This window comes from Paraburkholderia caribensis, assembly GCF_002902945.1.
GTDB classification, from domain to species: Bacteria; Pseudomonadota; Gammaproteobacteria; order Burkholderiales; family Burkholderiaceae; genus Paraburkholderia; species Paraburkholderia caribensis.
Map to the genome: position 1 here is coordinate 197,632 of NZ_CP026103.1, position 16,086 is coordinate 213,717.

Consider the following 16,086-nt stretch of genomic DNA (forward strand, 5'->3'; position numbering starts at 1 on the left):
CCCAGTGTGGGCGCGGTAGAAGCGGTCTTTGGCATCGAGTGCAGAACAGGACAACCAGAACGGCGGCACTCACGGGGTGATATGGGTCTCGACAGGTTCGACGCATGGTGGAGCGGGCTCCGTTATGTGCGGCGCAGCGTGGTGCTGCGGCTGCTCGGGACGGTGCTCGCCTTCAGCTGCGCGATCACGTTGATTCTGACCGCGGTGCAGCTGTTCCGCGACTACCAGCGCGGCTTCGAGCAGATCCAGAACTCTCTCGTCGATATCGACCGCAGCTATCGCGACAGTCTTGGCGAGGCGCTGTGGCGCCTCGACCAGCGGCAGTTGCAACTCAAACTCGAAGGCATGCTGCGCCTGCGCGATATCCGCGCCGCCGAAGTGCGCGAGCTGCCGCCCGTGAATTCGTCGATCGTGGTGAGCGTGGGCGAGCGCGAGCGCATCTCCGGCATGCGAGTCGCCCGCGAGTTCCCGATCGTGTACCGCGTGCAGGACAAGATCGAGCAGATCGGCATGCTGTATGTCGAGGCGACGCTCGCTAACCTCTATCACGATCTGACGCGCACGGCGCTCGTGATACTGGTGAGCCAGGGCGCGAATACGTTTCTCGTCGCGCTGTTCACGTTTTACATTCTGTGGCGGCTGCTCACGCGGCACCTCGCGGCGATCGCACGCAGCGTCAGCGACTACGATTTCCACGAGCCGCCGTCGCCGTTCGTTCTGCAACGCAAGCCGCCGCGCGAGCCGGACGAGCTCGACCGCGTGGTGTCGGCGTTCAACGCAATGGCGATGCGGCTGCATCGCGCGTATCTCGACGAACGCGAAGCAGCCGTCGAGCGCGAAGCGCGGCACATGGCGGAAGCGGCCAATCGCGCGAAAGGCGAGTTCCTCGCGAACCTGAGCCACGAATTGCGCACGCCGCTCAACGGCATTCTCGGCTATGCGCAGATTCTCCGGCGCGACAGCACGCTCAGCCTGCGTCAGCGCGACGGCGTCGCCGTGATCCAGCAGAGCGGCGAGCACCTGCTCGCGCTGATCGACGAGACGCTCGATTTCGCGAAGGTCGAAGCGGGCAAGCTGCGCATCGAGATTTGCGACGTGCCGCTGGCGGGCCTCGTCGATACGATTCGCGAGATCATCGGCGTGAAGGCCGAACAGCGCAAGCTCGCGTTCGAATGCACGGTTGCGGCCGATGCGCCGGGCGGCGTGCGAGCCGACGAGCATCGCTTGCGCCAGGTGCTGCTCAATCTGTTGTCGAACGCGGTGAAGTTCACCGATGAAGGCAGCGTGCGCCTGTTCATCGGGCGCGCGGAGAGCGGCGCGGCCCGCTTCGAGGTGCACGACACGGGCATCGGCATCGCCGCCGAGTACCACGAGAAGATCTTCATGCCGTTCGAACAGGCAGGCGGCGCCGAACGCCGCGCGGGCGGCACGGGGCTTGGCCTCGCGATCAGCCGCCAGTTCGTGCGCGCGATGGGCGGCGAGGTGAAGGTCGAGAGCGAAGTCGGGCGTGGCAGCGTGTTCTGGTTCGAACTGCCGCCCGCGCTCGTGGAACCGCGCATTCTCCACGTGACGAGCGGCGCCGCGATCATCACAGGTTACCAAGGTCCGCGCCGCAAGGTGCTGGTGATCGACGACGTGCAGATCAACCGCGCGGTCATCGTCGAGCTGCTGACGCGGATCGGCTTCGACACCGTGGAGTCCGCGAGCGGCGCCGATGGCATCGCGCTTGCGCAAACGGAATCTCCCGATCTGATACTCACGGACATCGTGATGCCCGGCATCGACGGTCTGACTGTGACGCGCCGCTTCCGCGCGATGCCCGCGTTCGCGCGCACGCCGATCATCGCGATCTCGGCGTCGCCGTGCGGCGTGGACGGCGCGAGGAGTCTGGAAGCGGGCGCCAACGCGTTCATCAGCAAGCCGCTCGATTTCGACGTGCTGCTCGCGCGAATCGCGGCGCTGCTCGGTATCGACTGGATTCGCGAGGCTGTCCAGCCGCCCGCCGGGGCGCCGATGCCGGCGACCTTTCCCGTCAACATTCCCGCCGACGCAATGAGCGAGCTGCATCAGCTTGCGCGCGACGGCAACATGAGCGGCATCGTGCAATGGGCGGAGCGGATGGCGGCGATCGATCCGGCGCACGCCGCCTTTGCGGCACGGCTGCATCAACTGGCGCGTGCCTGGCAGTCGAAGGCGATCCTGCAACTGGTGGAGCGCTATCTCGAAGGGAACACGGCATCATGAGCCACGTCGCTGCGTCCGCCGTGCCGTCAGGCACGATCCTGATCGTCGACGATACGCCCGCCAATGTCGGCGTGGTCGTCGACAGTCTCGAGGCGCGCGGCATCCGCGTGCTGGTTGCGCTCGACGGTATGGAGGCGCTCGAACGCGCGGCGTTCGCGCAGCCCGATCTGATTCTGCTCGACGTGAAGATGCCCGGCATCGACGGCTTCGAAACCTGCCGGCGGCTCAAGCGTGACGAACGCACGCGCGATATCGCCGTGATCTTCATGACCTCGCTGACGGGCCATGAAGACCGCGTCGAAGGGTTTTCCTCGGGCGGTGTCGATTACGTGACCAAGCCGCTGCGCGTCGACGAGATGCTCGCGCGCGTCGGCGTGCATCTCGAACTGCGCGCGATGCACAAGCAACTCGTTGCGCAGAACCGGCAACTGCTGGATGAAGTCGCCGTGCGCAAGGAGACGGAAGCGGCGCTCGAACAGGTACGCGACGATCTCGAACGGCGCGTCGCGTTGCGCACGGAAGAACTGGCGCGTGCCAATGCCAACCTGCAGGCGAGCGAAGCGCGCTTTCGCGCGATCGTCGAAACGAGTCCGGTGCCGTTGTGCATCACGTCGATGTTGGATGGGCGCATCCTGTACGGGAACGCGCCGCTGCGCGCGCTGTTCGGCATAAGCGAGGGCGTGGCCGCGAACATCGCCGACTTCTACGCGCACCCACTGGAGCGCGAACGGCTGATCGGGCATTTGAGAACGCATGGCAGTCTGCGCGATACGGAGGTCCTGTTCCAGCGCCGCGACGGCACGCGGTTCTGGGCAATGGCGACGGCGCGCGTCGCGACCTATGACGATTGGCCCGCCATCTATGTCGGGTTGAATGACATCACTGGCCGCAAGCAGGTCGAGCAGGCGCTGGTCGAATCGCGCGAGCAGCAGCGCCAGCTGTCCGCGTACATGGAAGCGATCCGCGAAGAGGAGCGAAAGCGCATCGCGATGGAGATTCACGACGAACTCGGCCAATTGCTGACCGCACTGAAGATGGACGTGTCACTGCTGAAAATGCGCCTCGCGTACGACCCGGAAGCGCTAAAAAAAGCCGACGACATGCGCGAGCTGGTCGAAGGCACGATCTGGATGGTGCGCAACGTGGCGAGCCACTTGCGGCCCGCTGCGCTCAACTTCGGAATCGTGTCGGCGCTCGAATGGCTCGTCGACGAATTCAACCGGCGCAACGCGATCCCCTGCGAACTGCGCATCGAAGGCGGCGAGCCCGCGCTGTCGGACGCACACGCGACGGCCGTGTTCCGTATCGTACAGGCGTCGTTGACCAATGTGGCGAGGCATGCGGAGGCGGCGCGTGTCGATGTGTCGCTGGTGTCGACGGCGGACGCGCTAGAACTGTGCGTCTGCGACGATGGCCGGGGCTTCGACCGTGACGCGGCGCGCCGCGAGTATTCGTACGGGCTCCTCGGCATGTATGAACGCGCGCGGCTGATCGGCGCGACGCTGTCGATCGACAGCGCGCCGGGCGCCGGCACGACAGTTTCGATTCACATTCCGCTCGATGGCGGACTCAAACCATGATCAGGATACTCATTGCAGACGATCACGCGATCGTGCGCGGCGGACTCAGGCAGATCATCGCGACCACGAGCGACATGATCGTCGCGGCGGAAGCGGCGCACGGCGCGGAAGTCGTCGACAAGCTGCGCGGTTGCGCGGTCGATCTGCTGTTGCTCGACATGACGATGCCGGGTATAAGCGGTGTCGATCTGATTCGACGCGTGCGTGCCGAGCAGCCTGCATTGCCCGTGCTGGTGCTGAGCATTCACGACGAGGCGCAGGTCGCATCGCGCGCGCTTCGTGCTGGTGCGACGGGCTATCTGACGAAAGACAGCGATCCCAATGTGCTGCTCGCGGCGATCCGCAAACTCGCGGACGGCGGCCGTTTCATCGATCCGAAGCTCGTCGATGCGATGGTGTTCGAGACGCACCGCGGCGACATGCTGCCACACGAAGTACTGTCCGACCGCGAATTTCAGGTGTTGCAGATGCTCGCCGCTGGCAGGACTGTCAACGAGATCGCCGACATATGCGCGCTCAGCGCGAAGACGATCAGCACGCACAAGATGCGGCTGATGCAGAAGCTCGGCCTTGCCAACAACGCCGAGGTGATCCGTTACGCGATCCGGCATGGACTGATTGTCGAGTAGACGCGTCAGCGCGCGCTGCACATGCGCGGCGTGCCTGAATGCTTTAAGAACGTATTGCGATTGCAATATGTCAGCGGATGTATCCGAACGTCTTTACGACCGCATTTTCTATGCGCTACTGGCCGATCATCTGAATGAAGCCGAAGCGGAACACGATGCGTGCAATCAAGACGATTGACGTCTCATTGAAATTCCACTGTGAATTGAACCAGTCACGAAAAATGCGTCCCTGACGCCGCTCACCTGGCGTAGTTCGCCAACAGCGAACGGATCGCCGGATCGTTCATGTTCTTCGGCGTTACGGTGGTCACATCGACGAATATTTCCCGGGGCGGGGGATGGCCCCGTAGTGTCCGGGCCAAGGCCGCCAATGCTAGATAACCCATGCGGTAAGGGTCCTGCAATATGGCGGCATGTACAATTCCTCGCTTGAGCCCGTCCAGAAATTCCGGACGCCAGTCGAATACCACAAGGCGTGGACGCTGGTCGGTTGGCGTGTTTTCAATTACCCGCAAAGCGCCATAGGCAATGGGTTCAGCCGGCGCGAATATCGCGTCCAGGTGGTCCGGGTAGGCGTTTATCGCCTCAGCGATCAGCACCTCTGCGTCGTGGGGGCGATATCCGACGTAGGTGTCGATCACCACATTCCATCCCTCTCTCCGGGCGACGCTCAAGAATCCACTTTCCCGCGCGGTGGTCGAACTTACGTTGGGCGCGAGCCGCAGCATTGCCACCTTGGCTCCCCGTTTCAAAACCGGTATCAAGCTGAGCGCAGCCTTTCCGCCTGCTCCGAAGTTGTCTGTGTAAACGGTCGAGACGCTGTCGTAATCGGTGTTGGCCCGATCGACAAGGACCACAGGAACGGGGATGGAAACCTGCGTGTCGCTCCGCAAGGGTTCCGGTGCCAGTAGCACACCTGAGACTCCCTGCGTCACCAGGTAATCGATAATATGCAACTGGATATTCGGCGTATTGAGCGACTCCCCATCGGACGGGCTGCGGATCAACAGATCAACATGCTGATCGTGAGCCGACTGTCGTATTCCCCTGAGCATTACCTGATAGAAAAGAAGCGATGAGCCCGGTAGGACGACACCGATTGTGGTCGCGTGCGCGGTCGGCACGGATCCAGTCAAATACAGAAGAAGCAAGAGCAGTCTCACGATCCTGCGCATAGAGTGTCCATTGATCAGAGCTGGGACCTTACCCGCTAAGCCTGCGGCAGAAAGGATCATTCATAGAATGGTTCCTGCCCGCAAACGAAATTCGTTAACTCGCGGAAATTTTCGAGACCTGTCGGAATGATAAGCCGATGGGCGACCGCTCGCCATCGTAAGGAGAGTATTTTTCGAGAGGACAACACGGCGCTTGGCAGAGCGTCTCCTGTGTTTCGAGCGAGGCATCGTGGTTCGCTCCGCGACGCCGCCGGCATCGGGCGAGCGTATCGTCTCTTGACCGCGCGACCAGATCAGGTGAGGGGTGAAGTGTCGTGAATCTCGTGAATACCGGTAATGGACGAAGCCGAGCTTTTCATAGAGCGACTTGCCTGCCATGGTAGCGTGCAGGAAGGTCACGCGAATGCCAGGGTCTTCGAGCACCAGTTACATCAGGCGGCGGTCAAGGCCGCGCCCGGTTCGTCCGGAGACACGATTACGAGACCCTTCGAACGAACCGAGGCGCATGCTTGACCGCGTCAAAAAGGTAATTCGACGACATCAACCGCAACGGTTTATAGGCGCGACAAGCATATGTGCAAACACTCCACGGAGGATCTCCCATTAGTTTGTAGAACGTGAACGACAGCTTTCGAAACGGTCAGTTCGAGAGCGGATCGAAAGGTTAAGTCAGTTGTTTCGCACTGCGTCGCTTTTCACGGAAATTTAACTTGCCAACCACCTTTTTCACCGCATACAATCCGCCCCGTTGCCTTGAAGGAGTCCCCAGTGGAAACGAGTCCTGGTAGTGGAAGTCCGATGCCTATATGCACCGGCAAAACAACCGCGAGATAGCCGCTGCAGGAATACGCCTACGCCGCTAACTCGCAGAGTCGGGTTAGTGCGCTTCATCGAAGACAGTGGTTTCGGCTGTCTTTCAATTGCACGCTCCCCTTTCGTTACGTTCGTCTCGTATTGACATTACGGGACTCTGCACGTTGCCTGACACCTTGTCGGGCCTGGCGGGAGTTGGGTCATGTTCTTCACCAACATCGTTGTTCCTTTTTTTACATCGGTCAGGGCTGTGCCTCTAGTACGCCTGGTGACATTCGATGTCCGTCACGTGCCAGCATGGTCACGTGAACGCTGGGCCCCTCCAATGACAGCCGTCGCTGCACGAGCGCATAGCCTGAACGCACCGATGCGCAACGGCGCAACGGATTTCGCTGCGAACAAAGGGGCGAACGACACGTCGGGGCCCATTGGTGCATTACATAAGCTACGGCATATCGTGGTCCAGAAACTGCGCCAGGCTGGATTCGAACTGGCACGGTCAGTATTGCGCTCAGCATTTACTGGACGTCCGCTCACGCCGACCGGCTATGCAATTGTCGCCCTGATGGCCATGGCGTTGGCGATGGTGGCGATGCTTTCCACATCTTCGGCGGGTGGCGAACTCGAGAGTGCGTTGCGGCTTAGCTGGTGGTTCTGCTAGATCGCCTGGCTTCACGCTTGCGCCATATCGCGCGTCTCCTATTACTACAACGCCCTTGTCCGTGAACAGACAGGGCGCAACCTGGCCCTGCCCGTCATGAAGAAAAAACTGATAACAACATGGCTGTCGTCCGCAATGACTGCCGGTCTGAGCGCGCTGGTCTCGTTCGGCATGATGTCGATCGCCCACGCGCAAACGGCGCCCGAGAGCACGCCTCCCGCAGAACCCGCTTCGAAAGCCGCCGCGGATAGCAACGCTGCGCCAACAGGATTCTGGGAGGGTTCGACTCTGCTGGGTGACATGGGTGGCCTGCGTCCTTTGCTCGGCCAGTACGGCGTGACACTCGCCTTGCAGGAAACGAGTGAATACCTCGGTAATCTCACGGGCGGCACGCGGCGCGGCGGCGCTTACGATGGCCTGACACAACTGGCCGTCGGTGTGGACCTCGATAAGGCGATCGGACTCGCGGGCGGCAGCTTTAATGTGTCGGCGTTGCAGATTCACGGCACCAGCCTGACGCAACGCAATCTGCAGACGCTGCAAACCGCGAGCGGCATCGAGGGCGACGCAAGTACGCGTCTGTGGGAACTTTGGTATCAGCAGACACTGCTTGGCGGCAAGGCAGACGTAAAGATCGGGCAACAAAGTCTCGATCAGGAATTCATGGTCAGCCAAAACGCCGCGCCATTCATCAACGCGACCTTTGGCTGGCCCGCACTGCCTTCGATAGACATGCCTGCCGGTGGCCCGGCGTATCCGTTATCGACGCTCGGCGCCCGTGTGCGTGTGAAGCCGTCGGATGCATGGACGGTACTCGCAGGCGTGTTCGGCGGTAATCCCGCTGGCAGCAACACGGGCGATCCACAACAGCAGAACGCACACGGCACAAACTTCAACCTGCACAATGGCGCGCTCGTCATCGGCGAAGTGCAGTACGCGTTGAATCCGCCGCCTGAGAATCCTGCGTATCAAGGCGCTTCGTCAGGCTTGCCGGGTACCTACAAACTCGGCTTCTGGTACAACACGCAGCATTTCGCGGATCAGCGTTTCGACAACACGGGCCGCTCGCTCGCCGACCCGACGAGTACCGGCATCCCTAAAAGCCACACAGGCGACTACAGCCTGTATGCGGTAGCGGACCAGATGGTGTGGCGTCCATCGGCTGAGGGTCCACGCTCGGTCAATGTATTTGCACGCGTGATGGGCGCGCCGGGCGACCGCAATCTGATCGATTTCGGCGTGAATACAGGTGTGACGCTCAAGGCGCCGTTCAACGGGCGCGATAACGACATCGCCGGGATTGCGGTCGGCTACGCGAAGATCGGCTCGCACGCGCGAGACCTCGCCAGCGATACGGCCGCGCTGACCACGCCAGGCTATCCGTCGCGCAGCGCCGAGACTGTGATCGAAGCGACGTATCAGTGTCAATTCACGCCCTGGTGGATCCTTCAGGCGGACGCGCAGTACTTTTTCCGTCCTTCGGGTGGGATTCCTCAACCGGACAACGCCAGCTCACGTATCGGCAATGAGTTCGTCGTCGGCGTCCGCACGAACATTACGTTCTGAACATTCTGGACTTTAGATCCTTTTGCGCAGAAGCGAAGGAATGAAGGATGATCGATGCTTAGCCTTTTCCACGCCGGGTTGTGTCGTCCGTATATTCCCGTATTCGTATATCCCTACAAAAAAAGAAGCGAACCCCTAATGTAAATTCAGTATCTTTGCCATAAATAAACGACGCATATTACCGTTCACCAATGCAGGGCCTGGCGATGCTGGCCCGTGCCCATCGGTTTTGCAGTATCGAACCGGGCATCAACTCCTAGGTGGACACAATGGCCAACTTTGTACAAACGATCAGATTCAAGATCATTTTCGCGTTTAGTGTGTGCGTGATACTAATGGCAATGATCGGACTCTTTGGGGCGTACGGGTTGTCCAGGCTCAATTCGAACGTGGTCGGCGGGTATTCTGGCAGTACCGTTCCGATTGCTGAACTGTCGGAAGTTCGTGCAGCCCAACTGAACGTGCGCCTACTGCTAAGGCGTATTCAGGTAGCTCACGATTCGGCCAAAACGACGGAATTCAGTGCGGCCATGCCACAACAATTTGACCGGATCAACAAGTCGTGGAATCGCTATTACTCAGATGGTGTATCTAGCGACACGGAACGCGAGATCGCCGAGGGAATCAGGAAAAGCCTGCCCCAGTTTGCAGCACTCGCGAACGAAGCTATAACGGCTGCGAGCGCAGGTAATCTCGACGCAGCAGCTTCTGCGATTGAGCAGATTGTTCCGGTGTCTGAGACTATAAGCAATGCTCTGGACAAGGCAGCCGCACTCGAACTGGCTCAGGCCCAAGGATTTGTCGACGATAGTGGGTCGACGTTCAGGACTACGCTGTGGAGCGCAATCGCGCTTCTTGGCGTTGGCATTGTTGTTGCCGTTTGCATGTCAGCTTATCTGCTCCGTGCGATCTCGAAGCCGCTCAACAGGGCTGTTGACGTGGCGAACCATATCGCAAGCGGCAGTCTGGAAAATCAGATCGTAGTCGACTCACGTGGGGAGTTTGGCCAACTTCTCGACGCACTGAAGAAAATGGACCAGCAACTCAGCGATACGGTCCGCGGAATCAAGACGTCTGCCGCGTCCGTTACTGTGGGAGCGCGCGAAATTGCTAGCGGCAATCTCGACCTCTCTGCCCGGACAGAGGAACAGGCCGCATCGCTCGAAGAAACTGCAGCTAGCATGACGCAGCTGACCGAAACGGTAAAGCAGAACGCTGACAACGCCCGGCAGGCTAACGTACTGGCCACGTCAGCCACGAACATGGCCGATACGGGCAATGACTCGGTTCAGGCCATGGTCGGGACGATGCAGCATATCAGCAGCAGTTCAACCAAGATTTCCGAAATCACCGGCGTTATTGAAGGTATTGCGTTCCAAACGAACATCCTTGCGTTGAACGCCGCCGTTGAAGCTGCCCGTGCTGGCGATCAGGGACGAGGCTTTGCTGTGGTGGCGAGCGAGGTTCGCAGTCTGGCGCAACGGTCCGCTGCTGCCGCGAAGGAAATCAAGGAGCTGATAAGTTCCTCTGTGACAACGATTCAGGACGGTGCGACGCAGGCTGCAGAGGTCAGTTCCACGATGGGGCAGGTCAAGCAGGCGATTAAACAGGTCTCCGATATTGTCGGCGAAATCGCGGCTGCGTCTGAAGAGCAAAGCCGCGGCATCGAACAGGTGAATCAGGCCGTTGGCCAGATGGATGAAGTGACCCAGCAGAATGCGGCGTTGGTCGAACAGGCAGCGGCGGCGGCGCAGTCTCTCGAGGAACAGGCGACCAGGCTGAAGGATGCCGTTTCCGTGTTCAAGGTGGCCGGAACAGGGCAACCTGCAGTAAGCATGGCACTAGCGCAAATCAGTCTTCGCCCGCCCGCTTCCAAGGTTCCGCTCGCGCACCGGGTGCAACCGGCGAGAGCGAAGAAGGCACTGGATGCCTCGTCTGCAAGATCAGTTGCCGCCCCAGCCGAAATGGCGAACGCAGAGTGGGAAGCGTTCTAATCATGAGATACATCACGTTCGCGCGTTTCCGAATCCGACGTCATGCCACGGGTATGGGAACTCTGTGGGTAGCGAGAGTGCAATCGCCGCCGACATTACGATGCCTGTTTCGCCTTCATGGGACGCAGTCGCGAACCTACCGGATACGCGTGCCAGTGCTGAGGAACAAGAACACTCGCCCTGTCGAGTCGTTTCATCGGCCAGGTCGACACCTCAATCAATGCGTAAATGTGCGAAACCGTGCAGATTGACCCTCCACGGGTGGGGGAAGCGGCCGTTGCCTTGCAGTCGCGCGAATTCCCCCACTTTCGTACTCCGCGCAATATATCGAACTGCGAACGAACGACGGAATGTCAGAATCATCCCGACTGCGGTGAATCGGTTGTGGCATACGCCTATGACACACCGCTCTGAATATGCAGGCGTACCGTCGCGGCACTTGTTAGCGAAATCCCTGCGACGCCATACCGACCTCGATTTCCTGACCGTCGCGCCGTTAACACGGATTTGGTCTGCGCCGCGGAACTTGCAGCCGGCTTTCACATGAGCGTGAACATGCCCGCATTCACTTCGATCGAGAAAATCGCCGACTGGGCCGGACGCAACCATCTGTTGGTTGGCGCGATGGGGACGCTGATGTCGCTAGCCGCCCTCGGCATCAGCGCGGCGACGCTGTGGGCGGCACACAATGAAGCGGTGGATCGTGCGCGTGAAACTTCGCGAAACGTCGCCGCTATACTCGCCACCCAAATCGGGCGCACGGTCGAAACGTCTGACGGCGCATTGATCGCGCTCGCATCCAGTCTAAGCAAACCCGCAGTGAGACGGATGGATCCTAAATTGCGCCACGATTTGTTGTTCGGGCGCCCCGCAGCGCGATACCTGACAGGCATGGGCGCAACGGATGAGCACGGCCAGCTGATCGACGGATGTTGCGGGCCAACACACCATTGGAACTTCAGCGATCGAGATTATTTCCGTGTCCATCGCGACTCGGAGAACATCGGCCTCTACGTCTCCGAAGTGTATCGCGCGCGCGCGCGAGACGGCCGGCAATCCATCGCGCTTTCGCGGCGAATTGAACGACCCAACCATGCGTTTAACGGCATCGCGGTAGTAGCCATCGATCTCCGCTATTTTGAGCAGCTTCTGTCCCGCCTCGACATCGGCCCGAGTGGGGTCAGCGCGATCCTGCGCGTGGACGGCACGATCCTCGCGAGAAACCCGCCGCTTAATGAAAACCAGGTGGCCCAGCTGCATCGCTCGAAAGCCTTCGAGCGGATGGTGAACAGCGAATCGGGCTTCTATCCCGCACGTTCGAGCATCGACGGCATCACGCGGCTGTACACATACCAGCGGGTACCAGGCACGCCGCTGATCGCTGTCGTCGCGCCGGCCGAGCGCGATGTACTCGCTGGTGTTACGCGCCTGTCCTGGACGGTCGGCGTTTCGGCATCCGCCATCGGCACGATGTTCTGTGCGGCGGTATGGCTGCTTGCATTCGCGCTGCGCGACAACCTGCGAAAGCAGGAGTTGCTCACCGACCTCACCCGCACCGATCCGCTGACCGGACTGCATAATCGCCGCGCGCTAGATACCGCGCTGGCCGACGAATGGGAGCGGCTGCAGCGTGGCAGCGGCGGCAGTCTTTCAGTGCTATTCATCGATGCCGATCACTTCAAGCAGTACAACGATCAGCACGGGCATGCACTGGGCGATACGGCGCTGCGCTTTCTCGCCGAATGCATCCGCGCACATACGCGGCGGCGCGGCGACCTCGCCGCACGCTACGGCGGCGAAGAATTCGTCGCGGTGTTGCCCGATACGGACGACCACGGTGCCGCGCGGGTCGCCGAGGCGATTCGCCGCGAGGTGGAGCGCAACCGGCTCGACGGATGCGCGCAGACGGTACCGGCATTCACCGTCAGCATCGGATGTGCCACAAGTCGGCGCGGGCGGCACGCTTCCGTAGATGCGCTGTCGCATCAGGCGGACATGGCGCTCTACCGCGCCAAGCGCAATGGCAGGAATCGTGTGTGTTGCGCGCAGGCGGAACCGCTCGCAGGCTCAGCATGACCCGTTCCGTCCGAATCCTCATTTATTTAAGCATCGAGCTTCGCGAGGACGCACCTTCGAGATGGCTAAGCCATTTCCGCATTCGAGTGACAGCGACAAATCGGGACCTAAGCCCCCGTAGCCGAATGTTTCGGCAGGGCGTGCTTTATCGTCTCAACGCTGCCGTATCTGGATGCAGGTCCTCTGCTCAAACTCAGCGCCTCGAACAGCAGTCTTCAATACCGCGCAAGCTCAACTGAATGATGACCGTAGCAGCAATCAGGAATTATTCATCATAGGAATTCTGCGCGGCTAGCTTGGCAATGTGACAAAGCCTCTTCGCTGCCGTGGCGCCGCTGGCCAATGCGTGCGGGGAAGCCGTTGGCAAGTGTGTCGGCATCTCGACGGGTCTCGGCGCGTTTGATCGAGTTGAGGCCGAATTCGAGCCGCGGCGTCTTGGGCTTACCAACAGACGCGTTGCACTGACAGAAAAATTCCGTGTCGAGCAAAGCTTGGCAGGAAGCACACTGAGGTTTGCTCCCGCTTCAGTAAGGACGTTTTTGAGCCGTTATGCATTATGCAAGGCGCGACATCTTCGAAAGCCAACGTAGGTGTCTCAAACTGCGGAGTGTCGTTTCATCACGCGAATAGTCGCAAGGGGAGTGCACATGAAATTAACGAATTTGCCGGTGAAAGTTAAGCTGACCGTTTCCTTCGGGCTGCTTGTCATGGTTGTCCTGATCAGTTCGCTGCTGGCACTGAAAGCACTGAACGATTCCAACGAGCGGTTTGCCGGTTACGTGAACGGCATCAACGCTCGCGCTGAAATGGCCGCCTCACTTCGTGCCTCCGTTGACGATCGTGCAATGGCAGTTCGCAATCTGGTTCTCGTCACCACGCCTGCCGACGTCGAAACAGAGAAGAGAGCTGTTGACGATGCAGAACAGGCCGTCGAAAGTCGACTGGCAAAATTCAACGCGATGGTTGCTGTCGCTCAGGACATGAGCACGAAGACGCGCGCTCTCGCGGAAGAGATTTCACGAATCGAGGCGCTTTATAAACCCGTGGCGCTGGACATCGACCGGCTGGCGCTGAGCGGTCAGAAGGAAGCTGCGATCAACGAAATCGATACAAAATGCCGACCCCTGCTTGCTGCCCTGATCAAGGCATCCAACGAGTATGCGGACGCTACCCGCGAACGTGCCGTGGAAATGGTCCGCGAGGCGGAAGACCAGTTCAGGAGTCAGCGCAATCTGCTGATTGCCATCTGTCTGGGTTCTCTGGCGATAGCGGTGCTCGCCGGCGTCCTGATTACGCGTGATCTGCTACGCGCGCTAGGCGCTGAGCCGACGGCCCTGGCTCAAGCGACCCAACGGGTCGCCACGGGTGATCTTGGCCCCGTTGCCGGTACGAAGGATGCCCCGTCGGGTAGCGTGCTCGCATCCATGGGCGAGATGCGGACCAGCCTCGTCGATCTGATCGGAAAGGTCAGGTCGTCCGCTGACAATATTGCCACCGGGTCAAGCCAGATTGCCACCGGCAATCAGGATCTTTCGTCCCGCACCGAGCAACAGGCGTCGTCGCTGCAGGAAACCGCGTCCAGCATGGAGGAACTGACATCGACCGTGAAACAGAACGCGGAGAACGCACAGCAGGCGAGTGCGCTAGCCGCCAACGCGTCTGAAGTCGCGCAGAAAGGCAGTAGCGTGGTTGGGCGCGTCGTGGCGACGATGACCGAAATCAGTGAGAGCTCGACGAAGGTCGCGGATATTACCGGGATAATCGAAGGCATTGCTTTTCAGACAAACATCCTTGCACTGAATGCCGCCGTAGAGGCTGCGCGCGCCGGTGAGCAGGGGCGTGGATTTGCTGTAGTGGCCAGCGAAGTCAGAAGTCTTGCACAGCGCTCGTCGAGCGCGGCTAAGGAGATCAAGGATCTGATCAACTCGTCGGTGCAGAAGATCCACGACGGCTCGACGCTCGCGGGTGAAGCCGGCAGAACGATGGCGGAAGTGACGCAGGCCGTCGCCCGGGTGACGGATATCATGGGCGAAATCGCGGCGGCATCGGGCGAACAGAGCCGGGGCATTGAGCAGATCAACCAGGCGATCACGCAGATGGATGAGGTGACGCAGCAGAATGCGGCACTTGTTGAGGAAGCAGCGGCCGCCTCCGCTTCACTCGAAGAGCAGGGGCGGCAGTTGACGCGAGCTGTCGCGTTCTTCCGTACCGGCGACACAGGTGCGGGTCAATCGATGCTGAAGGCCGTAGGCTGATCGCGAAAAGCCGGCTGCGCCACAGTGACTTCCCTGGCGTGTTACAAAGCGTCGCGCAGACTGCCCTCTCCGCCAGCAGGTGCTGGCCGCTTCCGCCATGTGCCGCGCTTCGCGCTCGACGGCTTGCGCTGCAGAACGAACGGGGGACGGCGGCACGTGGAAATCTTAGTCGCTGACGCTGCGTGCGATCGCCGCCAGGTGACGCGTGAGCAGCCGCCACAGAATGCAAAACGTGAACAGCGCGACGAGAAACGTATTTGCGACATCCGTAAACGTCGCGCGCCTGTGCAAGCCGCCGCTGGTACGCAAAAACTGTTGTATGTCGGTGGCTCGCGTTGCGCTTCCCGAGGGAATTCCTGACGCTTCAAATCAGCATTTCCTGAATACACAATCCGTCGCTGCCGATTGGCCGTGCATCGGGTTAGTTCTAGCATCGGGTGATCGGGCATGGGAAGACGCACATGTATAACGACGCTTCAAACGCACTGCCGCTGTACGTGATCGATTTGCGCGTGGTGAAATTTGACACCGAGATCGGAACTCGCAGGAGCTTCCGGCGTTCGATTCCATGCTGACTGTTGGAACGCGCGCGGCAACTTGATCATAACGCGCTTCCCTAAGCCACGCGAAAAGTGACGGTACTGGCTCGTCGCTTCCTTGCGCGAGCCGGGAGCAATCCATGTCGGATTTCGTCGATACATGGATTACCCGAGCTTATTTACGAGTTATCCTTATCAATGTGCCACGTTGTATGATGGCACTCCCATGTCGAACATACCGCCCACTGGCCTGGCGATGCCATCTTAATTCGGGGGGAAGATTGAAAGAATTTGGAGGTTACAAGCAGCCGTTCTACCGCAAGCGTTCGCAGCTAGTCACCGGGAGTCGATGGTGGGCGCCGGGCGATCATCCGGCGGTAGTCGCGCGCGGGGACGGCTGGGCGATAGCGACACCAGAGGGGTGGAGGTGCGTTGCAAAAGGTGACTGGATTGTCACAGATTCCAGTGGATCGTCATGGCCGTTGGAGGCGGGCCTTTTCGAGCGCCTTTACGAGGCGGTTTCGGAGCGGCCGACATAATGAACTGATCTAGAG

9 protein-coding genes are annotated in these 16,086 nt (G+C 60.2%); 8 read left to right on the forward strand and 1 reads right to left on the reverse strand.

Translation table 11 applies throughout. The features are described from left to right. Positions 1–81: 81 nt before the first annotated feature. From C2L66_RS30415 to C2L66_RS30425, 3 genes are read left to right on the forward strand one after another with little or no spacing between them, the layout of a single operon-like run. Positions 82–2,244 (forward strand): hybrid sensor histidine kinase/response regulator, encoded by a 2,163-nt coding sequence (locus C2L66_RS30415; RefSeq protein ID WP_060609869.1) that lies wholly within the window; start codon positions 82–84, stop codon positions 2,242–2,244. Further along, positions 2,241–3,824, forward strand: a complete 1,584-nt coding sequence (locus tag C2L66_RS30420) for a hybrid sensor histidine kinase/response regulator (protein ID WP_060609873.1) — start codon at positions 2,241–2,243, stop codon at positions 3,822–3,824. The genes C2L66_RS30415 and C2L66_RS30420 overlap by 4 nt, the downstream gene beginning before the upstream one ends. Continuing rightward, the gene (locus tag C2L66_RS30425) at positions 3,821–4,453 is read left to right on the forward strand and encodes a response regulator (protein WP_054931546.1); all 633 of its coding nucleotides are present in this window, start codon (positions 3,821–3,823) and stop codon (positions 4,451–4,453) included. The genes C2L66_RS30420 and C2L66_RS30425 overlap by 4 nt, the downstream gene beginning before the upstream one ends. A gap of 239 nt (positions 4,454–4,692) precedes the next feature. Here C2L66_RS30425 and C2L66_RS30430 read toward each other — a convergent pair whose 3' ends face one another. Continuing rightward, the gene (locus C2L66_RS30430) at positions 4,693–5,628 is read right to left on the reverse strand and encodes a substrate-binding domain-containing protein (protein ID WP_060610691.1); all 936 of its coding nucleotides are present in this window, start codon (positions 5,626–5,628) and stop codon (positions 4,693–4,695) included. Positions 5,629–6,643: 1,015 nt separating this feature from the next. Here C2L66_RS30430 and C2L66_RS40895 point away from each other — a divergent pair. The 5 genes from C2L66_RS40895 (at position 6,644) to C2L66_RS30460 (ending at position 14,993) form a co-directional block, all read left to right on the forward strand. Beyond that, positions 6,644–7,102: a hypothetical protein gene (locus C2L66_RS40895; protein ID WP_148654654.1), complete on the forward strand. Its 459-nt coding sequence runs from the start codon at positions 6,644–6,646 to the stop codon at positions 7,100–7,102. Positions 7,103–7,198: 96 nt separating this feature from the next. Further along, complete coding sequence (locus C2L66_RS30445; protein WP_060609879.1) at positions 7,199–8,668, forward strand: carbohydrate porin; 1,470 nt, start codon at positions 7,199–7,201, stop codon at positions 8,666–8,668. Positions 8,669–8,937: 269 nt separating this feature from the next. Further along, a complete protein-coding gene (locus tag C2L66_RS30450; RefSeq protein ID WP_063803407.1) occupies positions 8,938–10,662 on the forward strand; it encodes a methyl-accepting chemotaxis protein in 1,725 nt (574 codons plus the stop codon). A 555-nt stretch (positions 10,663–11,217) separates the two neighbouring features. Continuing rightward, positions 11,218–12,738: a sensor domain-containing diguanylate cyclase gene (locus C2L66_RS30455; RefSeq protein ID WP_060610694.1), complete on the forward strand. Its 1,521-nt coding sequence runs from the start codon at positions 11,218–11,220 to the stop codon at positions 12,736–12,738. Between the two features lie 647 nt (positions 12,739–13,385). Next, positions 13,386–14,993: a methyl-accepting chemotaxis protein gene (locus C2L66_RS30460; protein WP_060609882.1), complete on the forward strand. Its 1,608-nt coding sequence runs from the start codon at positions 13,386–13,388 to the stop codon at positions 14,991–14,993. The last annotated feature ends 1,093 nt before the right edge of the window (positions 14,994–16,086 follow it).